General features: G+C 36.9%; 19 protein-coding genes. 10 read left to right on the top strand and 9 right to left on the bottom strand.

All coding sequences use genetic code 11. The annotated features are described in order from the left end of the window. Positions 1-113 precede the first annotated feature (113 nt). From ACY2RS_RS04090 to ACY2RS_RS04080, 3 genes are read right to left on the bottom strand one after another with little or no spacing between them, the layout of a single operon-like run. A complete protein-coding gene (locus ACY2RS_RS04090; protein ID WP_490097339.1) occupies positions 114-1,841 on the bottom strand; it encodes a sodium:solute symporter family protein in 1,728 nt (575 codons plus the stop codon). 1 nt (position 1,842) lies between these two features. Then, positions 1,843-2,427, bottom strand: coding sequence for a helix-hairpin-helix domain-containing protein (locus ACY2RS_RS04085; RefSeq protein ID WP_490097338.1), 585 nt, complete (start codon positions 2,425-2,427; stop codon positions 1,843-1,845). Between the two features lie 3 nt (positions 2,428-2,430). Beyond that, positions 2,431-3,438, bottom strand: a complete 1,008-nt coding sequence (locus ACY2RS_RS04080) for an OmpA family protein (protein WP_490097337.1) — start codon at positions 3,436-3,438, stop codon at positions 2,431-2,433. A 294-nt stretch (positions 3,439-3,732) separates the two neighbouring features. Here ACY2RS_RS04080 and hisG point away from each other — a divergent pair, with 294 nt between their 5' ends. The 8 genes from hisG to hisIE all read left to right on the top strand — a co-directional run bounded on the left by hisG (position 3,733) and on the right by hisIE (position 10,958). After that, the gene (gene hisG, locus ACY2RS_RS04075; RefSeq protein ID WP_490097336.1) at positions 3,733-4,590 is read left to right on the top strand and encodes an ATP phosphoribosyltransferase; all 858 of its coding nucleotides are present in this window, start codon (positions 3,733-3,735) and stop codon (positions 4,588-4,590) included. Between the two features lie 19 nt (positions 4,591-4,609). Further along, entirely contained in the window at positions 4,610-5,905 is a 1,296-nt protein-coding gene (hisD, locus tag ACY2RS_RS04070; protein ID WP_490097335.1) for a histidinol dehydrogenase, read from the top strand. After that, positions 5,892-6,938, top strand: coding sequence for a histidinol-phosphate transaminase (gene hisC, locus ACY2RS_RS04065; RefSeq protein ID WP_490097334.1), 1,047 nt, complete (start codon positions 5,892-5,894; stop codon positions 6,936-6,938). Before hisD ends, hisC begins: the two co-directional genes overlap by 14 nt. After that, positions 6,935-8,068, top strand: a complete 1,134-nt coding sequence (hisB, locus tag ACY2RS_RS04060; RefSeq protein WP_490097333.1) for a bifunctional histidinol-phosphatase/imidazoleglycerol-phosphate dehydratase HisB — start codon at positions 6,935-6,937, stop codon at positions 8,066-8,068. Before hisC ends, hisB begins: the two co-directional genes overlap by 4 nt. A gap of 69 nt (positions 8,069-8,137) precedes the next feature. Continuing rightward, on the top strand, positions 8,138-8,746 hold the full coding sequence (gene hisH, locus ACY2RS_RS04055; protein ID WP_490097332.1) for an imidazole glycerol phosphate synthase subunit HisH: 609 nt from the start codon (positions 8,138-8,140) through the stop codon (positions 8,744-8,746). Positions 8,747-8,832: 86 nt separating this feature from the next. Beyond that, positions 8,833-9,597: a 1-(5-phosphoribosyl)-5-[(5-phosphoribosylamino)methylideneamino]imidazole-4-carboxamide isomerase gene (gene hisA / locus ACY2RS_RS04050; RefSeq protein ID WP_490097331.1), complete on the top strand. Its 765-nt coding sequence runs from the start codon at positions 8,833-8,835 to the stop codon at positions 9,595-9,597. Then, positions 9,591-10,346 carry an imidazole glycerol phosphate synthase subunit HisF gene (gene hisF / locus ACY2RS_RS04045; protein ID WP_490097330.1) on the top strand — a complete coding sequence of 252 codons (756 nt, stop codon included), beginning with the start codon at positions 9,591-9,593 and terminating at the stop codon, positions 10,344-10,346. Before hisA ends, hisF begins: the two co-directional genes overlap by 7 nt. A 12-nt stretch (positions 10,347-10,358) precedes the next feature. Beyond that, the gene (gene hisIE / locus ACY2RS_RS04040; RefSeq protein ID WP_490097329.1) at positions 10,359-10,958 is read left to right on the top strand and encodes a bifunctional phosphoribosyl-AMP cyclohydrolase/phosphoribosyl-ATP diphosphatase HisIE; all 600 of its coding nucleotides are present in this window, start codon (positions 10,359-10,361) and stop codon (positions 10,956-10,958) included. 114 nt (positions 10,959-11,072) lie between these two features. Here hisIE and ACY2RS_RS04035 read toward each other — a convergent pair whose 3' ends face one another. The 6 genes from ACY2RS_RS04035 to ACY2RS_RS04010 all read right to left on the bottom strand — a co-directional run bounded on the left by ACY2RS_RS04035 (position 11,073) and on the right by ACY2RS_RS04010 (position 16,165). Then, positions 11,073-12,194, bottom strand: a complete 1,122-nt coding sequence (locus tag ACY2RS_RS04035) for a serine hydrolase domain-containing protein (protein ID WP_490097328.1) — start codon at positions 12,192-12,194, stop codon at positions 11,073-11,075. Positions 12,195-12,360: 166 nt separating this feature from the next. Continuing rightward, positions 12,361-13,149 (bottom strand): LytTR family DNA-binding domain-containing protein, encoded by a 789-nt coding sequence (locus ACY2RS_RS04030; protein WP_490097327.1) that lies wholly within the window; start codon positions 13,147-13,149, stop codon positions 12,361-12,363. A 120-nt stretch (positions 13,150-13,269) separates the two neighbouring features. After that, the gene (lpdA, locus tag ACY2RS_RS04025) at positions 13,270-14,646 is read right to left on the bottom strand and encodes a dihydrolipoyl dehydrogenase (protein ID WP_490097326.1); all 1,377 of its coding nucleotides are present in this window, start codon (positions 14,644-14,646) and stop codon (positions 13,270-13,272) included. A 146-nt stretch (positions 14,647-14,792) separates the two neighbouring features. After that, entirely contained in the window at positions 14,793-15,185 is a 393-nt protein-coding gene (gene msrB / locus ACY2RS_RS04020) for a peptide-methionine (R)-S-oxide reductase MsrB (RefSeq protein WP_490097325.1), read from the bottom strand. Continuing rightward, the gene (gene msrB, locus ACY2RS_RS04015) at positions 15,185-15,664 is read right to left on the bottom strand and encodes a peptide-methionine (R)-S-oxide reductase MsrB (RefSeq protein WP_490097324.1); all 480 of its coding nucleotides are present in this window, start codon (positions 15,662-15,664) and stop codon (positions 15,185-15,187) included. The genes msrB (ACY2RS_RS04020) and msrB (ACY2RS_RS04015) overlap by 1 nt, the downstream gene beginning before the upstream one ends. A gap of 30 nt (positions 15,665-15,694) precedes the next feature. Next, complete coding sequence (locus ACY2RS_RS04010) at positions 15,695-16,165, bottom strand: collagen-like protein (protein WP_490097323.1); 471 nt, start codon at positions 16,163-16,165, stop codon at positions 15,695-15,697. A gap of 162 nt (positions 16,166-16,327) precedes the next feature. Here ACY2RS_RS04010 and ACY2RS_RS04005 point away from each other — a divergent pair, with 162 nt between their 5' ends. Together ACY2RS_RS04005 and ACY2RS_RS04000 are read left to right on the top strand one after the other, a co-directional pair. Continuing rightward, positions 16,328-17,152 carry a M48 family metallopeptidase gene (locus ACY2RS_RS04005; RefSeq protein WP_490097322.1) on the top strand — a complete coding sequence of 275 codons (825 nt, stop codon included), beginning with the start codon at positions 16,328-16,330 and terminating at the stop codon, positions 17,150-17,152. A gap of 76 nt (positions 17,153-17,228) precedes the next feature. Next, entirely contained in the window at positions 17,229-18,536 is a 1,308-nt protein-coding gene (locus tag ACY2RS_RS04000; protein WP_490097321.1) for an MFS transporter, read from the top strand. The last annotated feature ends 13 nt before the right edge of the window (positions 18,537-18,549 follow it).

The following is an 18,549-nucleotide window of genomic DNA, read 5'->3' as shown; positions in this document are numbered from 1 at the left end:
TTTACAGCGCATTTTTTTTCATTTTCTAACAGCTTCTGTAGTGGTTTACCACACAGAAAAGCGGTCTAACAAGGAGCGAAGCGACTGGTCTAACTTCTAACAGCGCAGCGGTCTTACTTGATTTTCTTCCAGATTTTAACAAGTACCCCTCCAGAAATAATAGAGACAGCACTCAGCAATAGTGCAGTAGTCGTTTTTCCGTAGATAAAGTATCCTGTGGCAAATAAGAAACTGTAGGTACCTATAACGCCCAATAGAAATGCGAGGATTTTGTACTGTATGTTATGAAACTTACTTTCTTCGCCAAAGATCAAACTTTCAAAAGAGGCTAGGGTATCAGCATCGGTTGGTTTAGTGAGTATTGTTACTAGAATCCATCCAATAGTAGTAATGACTACACCAATAATTAATTGCCAATATCCAGCCAACTCAAACAAAGGAGTGTCTAGTTTTTTGTTGACAAAGAAAAAGACAGCTATTATAAAAGAGATAGCCATTGCAGCAATCTCACTATACGGATTAATGCGCTTCCAGAACCATCGTAAAATAAATAATAATCCAGTTCCAGCACCGATTTGCAATAGTAAATCAAACACATCTTTGGCAGATTTCAAGTAGAAAGAAAATAAAGCAGCACAAATCATTAAGGCGACTGTTGCAATTCTCCCTACCAATACTTTTTGTTTTTCAGAGGCCTCTTGATTAATAAAGCGTCCGTAAAAATCGTTTACTATATAGGAGCTTCCCCAGTTTAATTGTGTTGAGATGGTGCTCATAAATGCAGCGATAAGTGAAGTCATTACAATTCCAATGAGTCCTGCGGGTAGGTAAGTCATCATAGCTGCATAGGCAACATCATCTCCCTGCATTTCTGGGCTCAAGCCTGGAAAGGCTGTAGCAATGCTTTCTAGATTAGGAAATAATACCAGCGATGCTAAACCAACCAAGATCCAAGGCCAAGGGCGTAATGCATAATGCGCGAAGTTGAAGAATAGGGTGGCCCAAGTTGCATTCTTTTCATCTTTTGCTGCAAGCATACGCTGTGCAATATATCCGCCACCTCCAGGTTCTGCGCCCGGATACCAGGTACTCCACCATTGTACAGCAAAAGGAATGATAAATAAGGTGATGAGTAGTTCGGTATTGTTGAAATCTGGAAAAATCGCGAGTTTTCCGGCAACATTCTCATGCGTTAAGAGGTTTTGAAGTCCTCCAATTTCAGGAATATCTAAGATGTATATCGTAGCCCAAATAGATCCAACCATGGCAATTATAAATTGAATCATATCTGTAATTAAAACCCCTTTGAGTCCACCCAATGAGGAGTAAATCACAACAATGATGGAAGATATAATAAGGGTTTGCTCTTGTGAAATACCGAGTAATATATTTGCAATTTTGGCTCCAGCTAAGCAAACGCCAGCCATAGTAATGATATTAAAAATCACGCCAAGATAGATGGCACGAAAACCTCTTAAGAATCCAGCTGCTTTTCCTTTATAGCGTAATTCATAAAATTCTAAGTCTGTATTAATGCCAGAACGTCTCCATAGTTTTGCATAGAAAAAAACAGTAAGCATTCCTGTAAGTAAGAAAGCCCACCAAACCCAATTACCAGAAACGCCATTTTGACGTACTAATTCTGTTACCAATCCTGGTGTATCAGCAGCAAAGGTAGTGGCCACCATAGAAACCCCTAGAAGCCACCATGGCATATTACGCCCAGACAAGAAGAACTCTTGCGTATTCTTTCCAGCTCTTTTTGAAACAACAACACCAATAATTAAGAAAATGATAAAAAAGAGCAATATTAATGCCCAATCTAGTGTTGCTAACTTCATATTATGAATGTGTTAAAGTGAGTGCCTTTGCTTGACCAATCCAATCGTCACGCTCAATTCTTCCAGGGAAAAAATCGATAAGACTTGTAATCACACGAATGTCTTTTAGTTGCAGTCTACTAATTTGTCTAAAATTGTAAATGCCAATTTCATTTAGCTTTTCTTCAATGTAGGGACCAATACCATCAATTTCGGTAAGGGGGTCTGGGCTGTATTTATCTCCAAAACCAAAACTCTCAAAATCTAAAACAGGTTTTTCAGGGCTGTAATTTACAAACTCTGTGCGGGTTTTTTCAACAACACTTTCGGTAGAAGCGATTTCAATTTCTTTTTCTTGGGTCTCTTTTACAACCTGTATGATTTTAGGTTTTATCTCTGTGAAGATGGTTTCAATATCGTTAATGTTCTTGCTTGTTTTTAAGCTATTGACTTCTTTTTTAAGCCTATTTATTAAGGCTCTTTTTTTTGATTTTTCTAGAAAAACTCCAGAAAAATAACCAATCAAAAATGTACTTAACATCAATACGAAAATCCCTAAAAACTCAGAGGATTGTAATTGTGTTATGTAGTTGTCTATGGATGTCATATATTATTCAAATTGTAACTCAACTCGATTGTTTGCTCTACGCCCTCTGGCAGTTCTATTACTACGTATGGGCTGCACTTCACCTCTAGATATTGCTTTTATTCTGGTTCTATCCATCTTACCTTTTGCAACAAAATACCATCGTATTTCTTCTGCGTAGGTAAGTCCTAACTTAAAGTTTTCATTAGCATTACCAGAGTTGTCTGTATGGCCAATAAGTGTTACTTTAACACTAGGGTTTTCTTCTAAAATTGTTTTTACCGTTTCTAGTAATTCGTCTAGTTTTTTACTTTTTAGAATTCCAGTTTCTGAAACTCTAGGGTAAAATGTTATTGCTTCTGGAATAACAGGGGCTTCAGGAACAATGGCGGCAATACGGTCTGTGTTTAGAGGCTTGAACTCTATGGCTATGGCATTATCATAGGTGTTTTCTTTAGAGAACTCTAACTCTTCAATACTCGATTTTACAACAATCCTTGTACTTTCAATCCCAAGTGCTGTAAGTAGTGTTTTAATTTGCGCACCTCTTTGAATTCCTAAATTTGGAGTTTCAAAATTTTCGGTGGCGCTGTATCTTGAAATAATATGAACCTCAGTTTGAGGATGTTCTATGAGGTAGGTATTTGTTTTGTATTTGAAATCCTGTAATGATTTTGGAATTTCTAGTGTAGTCGCATTTTTCGTAAAAGAGATTCCATCTTCAAATCGAAACACGATGTCATTGTCTGGTGTGATAGCAGACAGGCCAAAAATATTTTTCTTTGTTTCAAGAATTTCATCAGAAATACTATCCTCAATAGTCAGTGCCGTTTCTGTTGTTATTTCTGGATTTTCAGAAGTACTAGTGGCATTTAAAATTTCAGAAGAAATAGAAGTGTCCGTAACCGTGGTAGGGGAGAAATTAGATACAATAGCAGATGAAGCGTTTGTTGGAAGTAACCAAGAATATAACCATAGCGCAAAAAATGACCATACGATGCATATAGAAAACGCTATTAAAAAGTTTTTCATTCTAAGGTAACTACTTGTTAGTGAGGTTGATTCAAAAAGTTAGGTACTTCCTTAACAAACATAATAAAATTTGTAGGAATTTTTATCAAAAAAATAAGATGTTTTAAACACGACTATTAACAATTTATGTTTAAGTTTGCACAATCATTATGAAACACAATTTCACACATCATCATCATATTCTTTTTCACGCTCCTGCGAGGCAGATATGATATTGATGTAGTCTAAACTAATATATTTCTAACCCGTTTGAGCAATCAAACGGGTTTTTTTATGCTTAAAAATTTAAAACAAATGAATACACTAAAAATTGCAGTGCAAAAGTCGGGTAGGCTTCACGATGATTCTCTAGCCTTATTAAAAGATTGTGGTATTTCAATCGATAATGGGAAAGACCAACTCATGGCGAAGGCCAAAAATTTTCCCTTAGAAGTTTATTATTTGCGTAATGGAGACATTCCACAATACCTAAAAGATGGAGTAGTAGACTGTGCTATTATTGGCGAAAATGTGTTGGTAGAAAAAGGAAATGAAATTAGCATCGCCGAGCGACTTGGCTTTTCTAAATGTCGCGTTTCATTAGCTGTTTCTAAACAAATGGAGTATAATGGCATAAGTGATTTAAATGGGTTGCGCATCGCTACATCATACCCAAATACGGCACAAAATTTCTTAGCATCTAAAGGCATTAAGGCCGACCTTCATATCATTAATGGAAGTGTAGAGATCGCTCCCAATATTGGATTAGCAGAAGGTATCTGTGATATCGTGAGTAGCGGAAGTACCTTATTTAAAAACAATTTAAAAGAAGTAGAAGTGCTTATGAATAGTGAGGCAGTTCTCGCTGTATCTCCTTCTATTGCTAAGGGTGCAGCAGATATCTTAGATAAAGTTCTTTTTAGAATAAAAGCTGTATTGAAAGGAAGAAACTCGAAGTATGTCTTGCTCAATGCTCCAAATAATAAAATTGACAAGATTATTGCAATACTTCCCGGGATGAAAAGCCCAACCATTTTACCGCTTGCTACCAAAGATTGGAGTAGCATTCATAGTGTAGTACAACAAGATGATTTTTGGGAGATTATCGATCAACTAAAGAATGCAGGAGCAGAAGGTATTTTAGTCTGTCCTATCGAGAAAATGGTATTATAATAACATCTAAAAAACAACTATGAATACTATACAATACCCAAAAAATGAAACATGGGAAGAGCTCCTAAAACGTCCTACACAAACAGTAGCAGACATAGAAGATACCGTAAAAGAAGTTTTCCAAGAAGTGTCTAAGAAAGGGGATAAAGCGGTGTCAAAATACACCCAGTTTTTTGACGGTGTGACTCTAGATGAACTAAAAGTGTCTGCCTCAGAGATTGAAAAGGCATCTGCTATTGTTACAAACGAACTCAAAGATGCCATAGCTTTGGCGAAACAAAATATAGAAACCTTTCATAAAGCTCAAAAAACAGATCGAGTAATTGTAGAAACAATGCCGGGTGTACAATGTTGGCAAGAAAAACGCCCCATTGAAAAAGTAGGTTTGTATATTCCCGGAGGATCGGCGCCTTTATTTTCTACCATATTAATGTTGGCGATTCCCGCTAATATTGCAGGATGCAGTGACATTGTACTGTGTACGCCGCCCAATAAAAAAGGGGGCATTGATCCAGCAATTTTGTATACAGCTCAACTTTGTGGTGTGACCGATATTTTTAAAGTTGGCGGAATTCAAGCCATTGGAGCCATGACTTTTGGTACCGAAACCATCCCTGCCTGTTATAAGTTATTTGGACCCGGAAATCAGTTTGTCACCGTGGCGAAACAAATTGCTACGAAGTATGGCGTAGCTATCGATATGCCTGCGGGGCCTAGCGAACTCTTGGTCTATGCAGATGAGACGGCAAATGCTGCGTTTGTAGCGAGTGATTTATTGAGTCAGGCAGAGCATGGAGCCGATAGCCAAGTAATATTGGTAACCACTTCGGAAATGTTAGCAGCCGAGGTTGCGTTAGCATTAACTAAGCAATTAGAGGTGCTTCCCAGAAAGGCAATTGCTGAAAAAGCATTAGAAAATTCTAAATGCATTCTTATGGAAGACGAACCAACAGCCCTATCACTGATAAACCAATATGCGCCAGAGCACTTTATTGTAGTGTCTAAAAATGAAGCCTTTTTTATTGAAAACATTCGTAATGCTGGCTCGGTGTTTATAGGAAATTATACCCCAGAAAGTGCAGGTGATTATGCATCAGGAACCAATCATACCTTACCAACCAATGGCTATGCAAAGCAATATAGCGGTGTTAACCTGGATAGTTTTATGAAAGCGGTGACGTTTCAGAAAATTTCCGAAGCAGGTATTAAAGCCATTGGCCCTGCTATAGAGTTCATGGCCGATGCTGAGGGTTTGAAGGCTCACAAAAATGCAGTTTCATTACGCTTACAATACTTAGAAAATGGAAAAATTTAAAATAGAAAACCTTATTAGACCATGCATTGCAGAACTCTCTCCGTATAGTTCTGCCAGAGATGAATTTATTGATGTTGAAAAGGAGATGATTTTCTTAGACGCCAATGAAAATCCGTTTGAGACTAATGTAAATCGGTATCCCGATCCGCAGCAACGCAATGTAAAATCTTTATTGGCAGCTCAAAAGGGTGTGGCTCCAACAAATATGTTGCTAGGCAATGGAAGTGACGAGGTCTTGGATTTACTATTTAGAGCCTTCTGTGAGCCCAATATAGACAACATCATTACGCTACCACCCACCTACGGAATGTACAAAGTCTTGGCGGGAATCAATGCAGTTGAAAATAGGGAAGTGCTACTCACAACTAATTTTGAACCCAATGCTTCGGAAATTTTAAAGACCCAAGACGAACGTTCAAAAATTTTGTTTTTGTGCTCGCCTAATAATCCTACTGGAAATAGTTTCGCTACAGAAACAATCATAGAATTGCTTAAGAACTTTAATGGTTTAGTGGTCATTGATGAAGCTTATATCGATTTTTCTGAAGCACAGAGTTGGCTAAACCGATTAGACGAATTTCCAAACTTGGTCATCACACAAACGCTTTCAAAAGCATACGGAATGGCTGGTATTCGATTAGGAATTTGTTATGCTTCTTCTGAAATTATATCGGTTTTAAACAAAATTAAACCACCCTATAATGTAAACGAATTGACACAACAAAAAGCATTTGAGCGCCTTGTGAATATTGATGAAGTAGAAAACGAATTACAACTGATTTTAAAAGAAAAAGAGCAATTATCTAAAGTATTACTTGAAGTAAATTATATTGATAAAGTATATCCTTCACAAGCCAATTTTTTGTTGGTAAATGTTGATGATGCAAACAAAAGATACCAAGAATTACAAGCCAAAGGAATTGTAGTTCGCAATAGAAGCAAACAGCCCTTATGTGAGAATACGCTTCGTATTACTATTGGAACAGAAAAAGAAAACAACCAATTGATAAAAGTCTTAAAAGAATTAGCATGAAAAAAGTATTATTTATAGATAGAGATGGCACCATCATCAAAGAAACTGCAGACGAGCAAATTGATGCCTTCGAAAAAATGATTTTTTACCCAAAAGCCTTTACCTACTTAGGTAAAATAGCTAAAGAGTTAGACTACGAATTAGTGATGATTACCAATCAGGATGGTTTAGGAACAGATGTATTTCCTGAGGAAACCTTTTGGCCCGTTCATAATTTCATTCTAACATCCTTTGAAAACGAAGGGGTTGTGTTTGATAAGGTGTTTTTGGATAGAACATTTCCGCACGAAAATAAAAATACCCGAAAGCCAGGCACAGGATTACTAACCGAATATTTTAGTGAAGCATACGACTTGGCAAATAGTTTTGTTATTGGTGATCGCCTTACTGATATGCAACTGGCTACCAATCTAGGTGCAAAAGGGATTTATATCAATGATGAAACCAATCTTGGTACTGGCGAAATTACCATTAGTGAAGATCAACTCCATAAAGACATTGCACTAGAAAGTAACGATTGGCAGGCTATTTATGAGTTTTTAAAACTACAATCTAGAACAGCTAGCACCCAGCGTGAGACCAATGAAACCAAGATAGCCATCCAACTCAATCTAGATGGAACTGGAAAAAGTAAGATTGATACTGGAATAGCCTTTTTTGACCACATGTTAGATCAAATTGCTAGGCACGGTGCAATGGACTTAGCCATTAAAGTGCAAGGAGATTTAGAGGTAGATGAGCACCACACTATTGAAGATACTGCCATTGCTTTAGGAGAAGTCTTTAGCGAAGCTTTAGGAAATAAGTTAGGCATAGAACGCTATGGCTTTTGCTTGCCAATGGATGATTGCTTGGCACAAGTAGCTATTGATTTTGGTGGCAGAAACTGGTTGGTTTGGGATGCAGATTTTACACGTGAAATGATTGGTAAAATGCCAACAGAGATGTTTTATCACTTCTTTAAATCTTTTACCGATGGCGCAAAGGCTAACCTTAATATTAAAGCAGAAGGCACCAACGAACATCATAAAATTGAAGCTATTTTTAAAGCATTTGCCAAAGCAATGAAAGCGGCTGTAAAAAGAGATCCCGAGAAAATGATTTTACCATCCACAAAAGGAATGCTTTAGTATTTTCAATAAAGCTTTACTAGATATTGTCTGGTTGAGCGCAGTCGAAACCTAAATTAAATAATTTGAATGAAAAATAATATAGTCATCATAGATTACGGAGCCGGGAACATCAAAAGCTTGCAATTTGCCATAGAACGCTTAGGTTTTGAGGCAGTTTTAAGTAATAACCCCGAGGTTATTAAGAATGCAGCTAAAGTGATTTTTCCAGGTGTAGGCGAGGCAAGTAGCGCGATGGGAAAGCTTAAGGCTTCTGGATTGGATGTACTTATACCAACACTCAAGCAACCTGTTTTAGGGATTTGTTTGGGCATGCAATTGCTTTGTAATAGCACTGAGGAGAACAATACAAAGGGCTTGGGTGTTTTTGATGTGGATGTAGTAAGATTTTCTTCGGAAAGTTTAAAAGTCCCTCAAATGGGTTGGAACACGATTTATCATCTAAAAGGGAGTTTGTTTGCTAACATTTCCGAAGCGAAAAGAGAAAAACAAGAAAACTACATGTATTTAGTGCATAGTTATTATGCGCCCATGTGCGAGCAAACTATAGCTACTACACAGTATGGAATTCCTTATTCAACAGGATTGCAAAAGGATAATTTTTACGGAGTACAATTTCACCCTGAGAAGAGTAGTGCAGCAGGAGAACAACTATTAAAAAACTTTTTAAACCTATAAAATTGCATCCTTGAGCGCAGTCGAAAGGTTTTTTGAACATCAATAAACATAAAAAATCTAATAAAATAGATTAGAAAAATAGAATTATGAGAATCATACCTGCAATAGACATTATAGACGGAAACTGTGTCCGTTTAAGCAAAGGTGATTATACCACTAAAAAAGTATACAATGAAAACCCGGTAGAGGTAGCTAAGATGTTTGAAGCTCATGGTATACAGCACCTGCATTTGGTGGACCTAGATGGTGCAAAAAGCAAACAAATTATAAACCATAAGGTATTAGAGCGTATTGCTTCAAAAACAAGCCTTACCATAGATTTTGGAGGTGGTTTAAAGTCAAGTGAAGATGTACGTATTGCATTTGAAAGTGGTGCTTCGCAAATTACAGGAGGTAGTATTGCATTAAAAGATCCGGCGTTATTTGAAAATTGGCTTTCAACCTATGGGAATGAACGTATCATTTTGGGAGCTGATGCCAACAACGAAAAAATTGCTACAAATGGATGGCTAGAAGAAAGCGATCAAGAGTTAATACCATTTGTAAAAAACTATGTTGAAAAAGGAGTATCGTATGTGATCTGCACAGACATTAGTAAAGACGGGATGTTGCAAGGTCCATCCTTTGATTTATATAAAAAAATGATAACAAGGTGTCACCCTGAGCCTGTCGAAGGGCTTTCAGATAACACATTAAAACTCATCGCTTCTGGAGGAATTTCAAGCTTTGAAGAATTACCAAAACTGGCTGCTATGGGTTGTGAAGGTACTATTATTGGAAAAGCGATTTATGAAAACAAGATCTCCTTGCAACAATTAGAACAATTTATTTTAAATCCGACCCAATGCTAACAAAAAGAATTATTCCTTGTTTGGATATAAAAAACGGAAGAACCGTTAAAGGGGTCAATTTTGTAAACCTAAGAGATGCAGGAGACCCAGTAGCACTGGCAAAAGCGTACAGTGAAAACGGAGCTGATGAATTAGTGTTTTTGGACATTTCTGCTACAGAGGAACGTAGAAAAACCTTAGCCAATTTGGTGTTACGCATTGCTTCAGAAATCAACATACCTTTTACGGTAGGAGGCGGGGTTTCGAGTGTTGAAGATGTTGCGATGTTGCTTCAAAATGGCGCCGATAAAGTGGCTGTGAACTCGGCTGCAATAAAGCGTCCAGCACTTATTAATGAGATTGCTGGAATCTTTGGCTCTCAGTGTGTGGTGGTGGCTATCGATGCAAAACAAGTAGAAGATATGTGGAGCGTACACCTCATGGGCGGCAAAGTGCCCACTGCCCTTGATTTGTTTGATTGGGCTCAAGAATTACAAGAAAGAGGCGCGGGTGAGATCTTATTCACCTCCATGGATCATGATGGTACCAAACATGGGTTTGCAAATAGGGCGTTGGCAAAACTTTCAGAAATGCTGACGATCCCCGTCATTGCTTCTGGTGGTGCTGGAAACATTTCTCATTTTACCGATGCTTTTAGTATAGGAAAGGCAGATGCAGCATTAGCGGCCAGTGTTTTCCATTTTAAAGAAATAGAAATAAGAGATTTAAAAAACGAGTTACAAAAACATAACATAGCTGTAAGGCTTTAATATTTCAGAATTATGAACATAGATTATAACAAATACCCAGACGGCTTAGTGCCAGCAATTATTCAAGATGCTATCACAAAAAATGTGTTGATGCTTGGATTTATGAATGAAGCAGCCTTTCTAAAAACGGTTGCAGAAAACCAAGTTACCTTTTACAGCAGAAGTAAAGGAAGGCTTTGGACCAAAGGTGAAGCATCAGGAAATTATCTTTTGGTGGAAGATATGATTTTGGATTGCGATCAAGATGCTTTATTGATCATGGTAACGCCAAAAGGAGAAGTGTGTCATTTAGGAACAGATACCTGTTGGGGAGCTAGAAACCGTTCTACTTTTGGGTTTTTATCCACCCTAGAGGATGTCATTGAAGATCGAAAAAACAATAAAGATTTAGAAAATAGTTATGTAGCTTCTTTGTTTAGAAAAGGAATCAATAAAGTGGCTCAGAAATTAGGAGAAGAAGCTGTGGAGCTAGTGATAGAAGCCAAAGATGATAATGATTTATTGTTTTTAAATGAAAGTGCAGATTTATTATTTCACTTTTTAATATTACTACAACAAAAAGGATTTCACTTACGCGACGTAGAAAAAACGCTGCGTTCTAGAAGCAAATAAGATGTACCTTTTACTTTTTATTTTGTCCGGTTGAGCGCTCCCGAAGTTTCGGGACCAAAACTAATAGCAATAGTAGTGTTCAACTTCGCTCAACCAGACATTTAAATCTAACAATTATAACTTAGCTGCAATACTTTCAAAAACGCCTTCCCAGTTTCCAGTTTTTCCGGTTTTTTCACCTAATCTCACTATCACCAATTCTTTTTCTGGGTGTACATAGATAAATTGTCCGAGGATTCCTTCTGCCATGAAAGATCCATCTTTGGCAGGAATCCACCATTGGTATTGGTAGTCTCCATCTCTGTTTTGGCTTGTGTCGTATTTGGTAGAATTTTCTACCCAAGCTTCAGGTACTATTCTTTTTCCTTCCCAAACGCCTTTATTTAAGTACAGTCTTCCTAGTTTCGCAAAATCTCTTGCTCGAGCATTGAGGCAGCAAAATGTTTTTTCAACTCCGTTTTTTTCTCTGTCTAAGCTCCAAGTTGCATCGTATTCCATCCCAAGAGGTTTCCATAATTTTTCTTGTAGGTAGTTTGAAATGGTTTGTCCATTAAGAGCTGCTTCTAATACCATACCTAACACCTGACTGTCACCACTTCTATAACTACATACAGTGCCAGGTTCTCTTTCAAGCTCTAATTTGGATACTTCTTTACGGAGGTTGGTGCCATAATAGAAACTAGCAGCATGTCCAAAAGGGTTGATGTAACTCTCGTTAAATTCGATACCAGAAGTCATATTTAGAAGGTGATTGATGGTAACTTTCTCAAAACCGTTTTCTTTTAAATGGGGTAAATAGTTTGTAATAGGTTCTTCTATGGATGTTATTTTGCCGTCATCAATGGCGCATCCCACCAAGATAGAAAGTACCGATTTTGCCATAGAAAAGGAGTTCACGACAGATGCTTCATTGTATTTATTTAGGTATTTTTCGTAGGTAATACTGTCTTTGTGAATAATGACAAAGGCAACCGTTTTGTTATCCTCAAGGTAGGTTTCAAATGGAATTATTTCCTTTTTGCCCTTTATGGTCACTGTTAAAGAATCTGGTTTGTATCCAGTATCTGTAACTGGATATGTAAATGAAGTATCTCCTTTTTCAATCGTTCGTGATGGAAAAATTTTATGATCCGTAATGTTTGCGAAGTTGTAGCGAACAAAGCGTCCTACTTTACAAGAACTAAATAACGTGATAAGAATTAAAGAGATTGCTGTGATAAAAAGTTTCGTTTTCATAAGAATTGTTTTTAAATATTGTGAATTGATTACACAACAAACATACATTCTAATAAAAGCACACAACTAGTATTTATAGGTGTTTGGGGTGAAATATCATTCCCTTGTGGTGAAAAATAGTATGGTTTTATTCTGAAATGTGAGTATCTATTTCTTTGGGGCGAACTTAAGGTGTCTTAATTCGCTCTTTTACATTTTCTACCTGGGTTTTTGAAACAGGAATCTCAACTTCTGAGGTGAGTATCATGCTTAATTTTCCTTGTCCAGTTTTCCAAGAGATAAAATGATATGGATTTACTAAATAAGAGCGATGGGTTCTTAATAATTCTGGAAACTCTTTTTCAACTAATGAGAGTTTGTTTCTAATTAATTGTTTTTTTAGGACTCCAATGTTTAGGTAGTTAACCTCTACATAATTATCATCTGCTTTAATACATATAATGTCATTAAAATGGATTTTCAATCCTTCATAAGCACCCTCACCTTGAATTTCAATTTTTTGATCTTCTAGTTTCTTTTCTTCATATTTCCCAAAAGCCCAACGCCCAAAAAAAACAATTGGAGCAATTGTAGTTATGGCAGGCAAATAGATATCTGTTATAAAAAAGCCTAAAGTATAAGGATATTCTTCATCTGGAACGATAATGTATAAATACACAACTCTCGACAATAAAAAACCAATAGCTAACAAGCAAATTAAAAATAGAAATTCATTGAGAAGCGTCCATTTCTTATAAGCATTATAAATTTTATATTGCAAAGGCAGTGATAGTAGGTAGGTTATTGCGCCAGCCAATCCATAAAAAGGCAGATACATCCACTTTTGGCTTGTAGAGAAGTCGTTAATGTCAAGAGGTTCTGTAAAGTTAAGAAAGCAGAATATCCAAATTGCAATTCCAAGTGCCAAAAAAACATGATGTTTAAGTTTAGGATCAAAAGGAAAGGCGTAGTTCAATGAGATGATATTTAGTTCTTGGACTAAAAATAAAACTAATACTTGATAATTAACTATGAACCACAAAAAAAGTGCAGTAAAGAGGTCTCCTTATCTGCACTTTATATTTTTGCTAATAGCCTACAAATGAATTACTTCACCATACGCATCGGCTACAGCTTCCATCACGGCCTCACTCATGGTTGGGTGTGGGTGAATGGTTTTTAAAACTTCGTGTCCTGTAGTTTCTAATTTTCTGCCTAGTACTGCTTCTGCTATCATATCGGTAACTCCAGCACCTATCATATGGCATCCTAGCCATTCGCCGTATTTAGCATCGAAGATTACTTTTACAAAACCATCTTTGGTTCCAGCTGCACTCGCTTTTCCTGAAGCAGAGAATGGGAATTTTCCAACTTTAAGTTCATATCCAGCATCTTTCGCTTGTTGTTCGGTCATTCCTACACTCGCAATTTCTGGCGTTGCATAGGTGCATCCTGGGATATTTCCGTAGTCAATAGCCTCTACATGCATTCCAGCAATTTTCTCTACACAGGTAATACCTTCTGCAGAAGCAACGTGTGCTAGGGCAGGACCAGGCGTTACATCACCAATGGCGTAGTATCCTGGAATATTAGTTTGGTACCAATCATTTACCATGATTTTACCTTTGTCGGCTACAATACCTACATCTTCTAGTCCAATTCCTTCTAGGTTAGAAACAATACCAACGGCAGAAAGTACAACATCTGCTTCTAGTATTTCTTCTCCTTTTTTGGTTTTTACAGTAGCTTTTACGGTTTTTCCAGTAGTATCCACTTTTTCTACAGATGAATTGGTCATTACTTTAATACCCGCTTTTTTGAAAGAACGTTCAAATTGTTTGGAGACGTCTTCGTCTTCAACAGGAACTAATCTTGGTAGATATTCTACAATAGTTACCTCTGTTCCCATTGCGTTATAGAAATGTGCAAATTCTACTCCAATAGCACCACTTCCTACAATAATCATAGATTTTGGTTGCTTTTCAAGCGTCATTGCTTCTCTGTATCCAATTACCTTTTTTCCATCTTGTGGTAGGTTAGGTAACACGCGTGAACGTGCTCCAGTAGCTACAATAATATGGTCTGCACTGTATTCTTTTCCATCAACATCTACCTTCTTCCCAGGTTTTAGTTTTCCAAAACCTTTCAGTACATCAATCTTGTTTTTCTTCATCAAGAACTGCACTCCTTTGCTCATACCATCTGCAACACCACGGCTACGTTCTACAACTTTCGTAAAGTCTTTGTCGTATTCTTTAACTGAAAGACCATAATCTTCTGCATGCTTTAGGTAATCAAAAACTTGTGCACTTTTTAAGAGTGCTTTGGTAGGGATACATCCCCAGTTAAGACAAACACCTCCAAGGCTTTCCTTTTCAATGACAGCCGTTTTTAGTCCTAGTTGTGACGCTCTAATAGCGGTTACATATCCTCCAGGGCCACTTCCTAAAACAATTACATCATATTTACTCATGGTTCTTTTTTTGCTTGTTAATTTAAGAATTCAAATTTAAAAAAATGTAAAATGGAAACATCACAAATTCCTAAAAAAAGAACATTCCAAATAATAAACATATCTGAATACTATTTGGAATGCGCTCTTCCGAAATTTTAAAATCTTTATTTATTGAGGTCTACCGAAAGTGAATTCACACAATATCGCTGCCCGGTTTTAGTAGGACCATCGTTAAAAACATGTCCGAGATGGCTCCCACAATTGGCGCAGAGAATTTCTGTGCGTAGCATACCATGACTCGTATCTTTTACATATTCAACATGTCCTGGGATGCTCTCATCAAAACTTGGCCATCCGCAACCGCTATCAAACTTGCTATTGCTTTCAAAAAGTGGGTTTTTGCATGCGCCACAAGCATACGTCCCTTCTTCAAAGGTGAGGTTGTACTCGCCGGTAAAAGGGCGTTCGGTACCTTTTTCTCTTAAAATTTTATAACGTGCTTCGCCCAATTCTTCTTTCCATTGGGCTTCTGTTTTTTGTATGGGATACTTACTCATTATTTTTCTGGTTTAAATACAAGGGCAGCACCATTGATACAATGTCTTTTTCCTGTGGTTTCTTTTGGACCGTCGTTAAATACGTGTCCTAGATGTCCGCCACAAGTGGCACAATGCTCTTCAGTTCTTGCATAGCCTAGGTTGTAGTCAACATCAAATGCCACATTTCCCTTAATCTCACGATCAAAACTTGGCCAACCTGTGCCGCTGTCAAATTTATGGTCTCCTTTAAACAGTGGAGTTTCGCAGGCAGCACAATAATAGGTTCCTTTGCTGTATATTTTGTTTAACGGACTCGTAAAGGGTCTCTCGGTACCAGCTTCTCTTAAAATATGAAACTGAATTTCTGTAAGCTCAGCTTTCCATTCGGCTTCCGTTTTTTGAATCGGGAATACTTCTTCTTTCTTCTCTTTCTTTTGGGCTGTTGAATTACAGCTAAATAGGGCAAATGCAAAGCATGCAATGAGGATCTTTTTCATAGAGTTTTTTTTATAACATTTCCGAAGTGCTTATAAGGCTAATACTTCTTCCATGGTTGGATTGGTTTCTGCAAACTCTGCAGGGACAACCGCTATTCTAAACGTTTGATTATTTGTAAAATCGGAACCAAGATTATTTAAATCGATATCTCCTTGAAGGAATACCAATACATCTAGAAAGGTATGATTAAAAGTGTATTGAAAAGAGCCTTGATCTACAAAAATGGTTTGCGGTAAAGGTGACCAAACATCGAAGCTTTCGCCATTGTTACCGGTAATTACATCTTCAAGCCAGTATACTAAAATGGCATCACTTTCAAAGATTTGTATGTCTGATGGGATGGTGATTAATTGTCTAAAGTCGTTGCCGTTTGTGAAATCTACAGTGGTTTCAAAAACTTGCCCTAGTTCATTAATGACGCGTGTGTCGTCATCGTTATAGTAGCAAGAGCTTAGCAACAATAAACTTGACATGGATAAGAATAAAAATAATTTTTTCATAGTACTAAAGAGTTTTGTTTAAAACACTATGTATCAAAAGTTGTTCCATACTTTGTATAAAATTACGGCTATTTTCGATTAACAATCTTAAATATATGATAAAGTAATAGTCGAAACTTTAAAAAAAATCTTACTTTTAAAAACAAAACAAACAACATAATTATGAAACGTAATCAAATACTAGCAATACTGGCAATAGGGCTTTTAGTTATTGCTTGTGCGACAAATCCATTCACTGGAAAGTCTACTTTAGCACTGATACCAAACTCTCAAATTTTGCCCATGGCTTTTGCGCAATACGATCAATTTTTGAATGAAAACGATGTCGTTACCGGTACAGCTGAATCTAAAATGGTAAAGAATGTAGGACGTAAAATTTCAACGGCTGCAGAGCGCTATTTAACAGCAAACGGTTTTGCTGGATATTTAAAAGATTATAAATGGGAGTATAACTTGGTGAATGATAAAACAGTAAATGCATGGTGTATGCCAGGAGGCAAAATTGTTTTTTATACAGGTATTATGCCTATCGCTGCAGATGAAGCTGGAGTTGCTGCTATTATGGGACATGAAGTTGCCCATGCCTTAGCAAACCACGGACAACAAAGAATGAGTGCTGGACAATTACAGCAAATAGGTGCTGTTGCGGGAAATATTGCACTGAGTGGTAATCAAGAAAATGCAGCTATTTTTAATCAGGCGTATGGTTTGGGTTCTAATGTATTAGGAATGTTGCCTTTTAGTAGAAGTCATGAAACTGAAGCAGATAGAATTGGATTAACTTTAATGGCAATTGCTGGATATGATCCATTAGTAGGTGCTCGTTTATGGGAAAGTATGAAAGCAGCTTCTGGAGGAAATGCTCCACCAGAATTTATGAGTACACACCCAGCCAACCAAACACGTATCGATAATATTAAGCGTTGGGCTCCAGAAGCTAGGGCAGAGGCTAAGAAATATGGTGTGACTAGTTTTAGAAGCAATTAATACTTGAAAACATATTACTATTAAAAATATCCCGCATTGTGTCGGGATATTTTTATTTTAGTGCAAAATTTAGAATATGGCAGTACTAGAAAAAGGATCCAAAAAACTACGCAATGCTTGGGCATTTTATGATTGGGCAAACTCTGTGTATAGTTTGGTAATCGCTTCTGCGGTATTTCCCATTTTTTATGGTGCTTTGTTTAGTAAAGCGGGGATAGAAACAGTTACGGTATTTGGTTCTGAAATACGTAGCACCCCTTTAATTACTTACACAACAGCTGCGGCGTTTTTGGTAGTTGCCTTTTTATCCCCTTTGCTTTCTGGGATAGCAGATTATGTAGGGAATAAGAAAAACTTCATGAAGTTTTTCTGTTATTTAGGTGCACTCTCATGTATGGGGCTGTATTTCTTTTCTTTAGAAAATATTTACCTGAGTCTTTTTGTATACTTCTTAGCATTGATTGGTTTTTGGGGAAGTTTGGTGTTTTATAATTCCTATTTACCAGATGTGGCGCACAAAGAGCAGCAAGATAGTTTGAGTGCTAAAGGTTTTTCATTAGGATACATTGGTAGTGTATTGCTATTGCTTTTCAATTTAGCAATGGTGATGTTTCCAGAAGTTTTTGGACTCACGGGTGAAAATGCAAGTATTGAAGCCATGAAAATTTCATTTATAACAGTGGGAATATGGTGGATAGGGTTTAGTCAATATTCTTTTTACCATCTTCCAAAAGGGAATGCCGCAAATAAAAAAGTAACCAAAGATGTATTGTTTAACGGATTTAGAGAATTGAAGCAAGTTCAAAACTCTTTATTTGAAAACCTAAAGCTTAAAAGGTATCTCATCGCATTTTTTGTCTATAGTATGGCAGTGCAAACGGTGATGTTGGTAGCGTCTTATTTTGGTGAGCAAGAAATAAATTGGGGTAGTGATGATGCAAAAACAATGGGATTGATTGTTAGTATTTTACTCATCCAACTTGTTGCAATACTAGGCGCTTTTTTAACTTCAAAGGCTTCTGCTCGCTTCGGAAATATTAAAACATTAATTTTTATTAATTGTATATGGGTACTGTTATGTGTCATTGCGTTTTTTATATATGAGCCCATACAATTTTATATTACTGCCGGACTTGTAGGATTGGTCATGGGAGGAATACAAGCGCTTTCAAGATCTACCTACTCAAAGTTTTTACCTGAAACAGAGGATACTACATCCTATTTCAGTTTTTATGATGTAGCCGAAAAAATAGGAATTGTAGTAGGAATGGGTGTGTATGGTTTTGTTGATCAGATCACTGGAAGCATGCGCAACTCTATTTTATTTCTAGTATTATTTTTTGCAATAGGTGTGGTCTTGCTTTTACGAGTACCAAGAAAATGAAAATAATATACAA

The organism is Patiriisocius sp. 208BN25-11 (assembly GCF_058147145.1).
Note: the sequence above shows the minus strand (reverse complement) of the source record. Positions and strands in the feature narration are given on the sequence as shown.

Bases quoted from the DNA above. Each gene is read 5' to 3' on its own strand.
- msrB (WP_490097325.1), bottom strand. From the start codon at position 15,185: ATGAGTAAGTATCCCATACAAAAAACAGAAGCCCAATGGAAAGAAGAA.
- hisIE (WP_490097329.1), top strand. From the start codon at position 10,359: ATGAACATAGATTATAACAAATACCCAGACGGCTTAGTGCCAGCAATT.
- ACY2RS_RS04000 (WP_490097321.1), top strand. From the start codon at position 17,229: ATGGCAGTACTAGAAAAAGGATCCAAAAAACTACGCAATGCTTGGGCA.
- ACY2RS_RS04010 (WP_490097323.1), bottom strand. From the start codon at position 16,165: ATGAAAAAATTATTTTTATTCTTATCCATGTCAAGTTTATTGTTGCTA.
- lpdA (WP_490097326.1), bottom strand. From the start codon at position 14,646: ATGAGTAAATATGATGTAATTGTTTTAGGAAGTGGCCCTGGAGGATAT.
- hisA (WP_490097331.1), top strand. From the start codon at position 8,833: ATGAGAATCATACCTGCAATAGACATTATAGACGGAAACTGTGTCCGT.
- hisB (WP_490097333.1), top strand. From the start codon at position 6,935: ATGAAAAAAGTATTATTTATAGATAGAGATGGCACCATCATCAAAGAA.
- hisC (WP_490097334.1), top strand. From the start codon at position 5,892: ATGGAAAAATTTAAAATAGAAAACCTTATTAGACCATGCATTGCAGAA.
- ACY2RS_RS04080 (WP_490097337.1), bottom strand. From the start codon at position 3,438: ATGAAAAACTTTTTAATAGCGTTTTCTATATGCATCGTATGGTCATTT.
- ACY2RS_RS04005 (WP_490097322.1), top strand. From the start codon at position 16,328: ATGAAACGTAATCAAATACTAGCAATACTGGCAATAGGGCTTTTAGTT.
- ACY2RS_RS04085 (WP_490097338.1), bottom strand. From the start codon at position 2,427: ATGACATCCATAGACAACTACATAACACAATTACAATCCTCTGAGTTT.
- ACY2RS_RS04035 (WP_490097328.1), bottom strand. From the start codon at position 12,194: ATGAAAACGAAACTTTTTATCACAGCAATCTCTTTAATTCTTATCACG.
- ACY2RS_RS04090 (WP_490097339.1), bottom strand. From the start codon at position 1,841: ATGAAGTTAGCAACACTAGATTGGGCATTAATATTGCTCTTTTTTATC.
- hisD (WP_490097335.1), top strand. From the start codon at position 4,610: ATGAATACTATACAATACCCAAAAAATGAAACATGGGAAGAGCTCCTA.
- hisF (WP_490097330.1), top strand. From the start codon at position 9,591: ATGCTAACAAAAAGAATTATTCCTTGTTTGGATATAAAAAACGGAAGA.
- hisH (WP_490097332.1), top strand. From the start codon at position 8,138: ATGAAAAATAATATAGTCATCATAGATTACGGAGCCGGGAACATCAAA.
- hisG (WP_490097336.1), top strand. From the start codon at position 3,733: ATGAATACACTAAAAATTGCAGTGCAAAAGTCGGGTAGGCTTCACGAT.
- msrB (WP_490097324.1), bottom strand. From the start codon at position 15,664: ATGAAAAAGATCCTCATTGCATGCTTTGCATTTGCCCTATTTAGCTGT.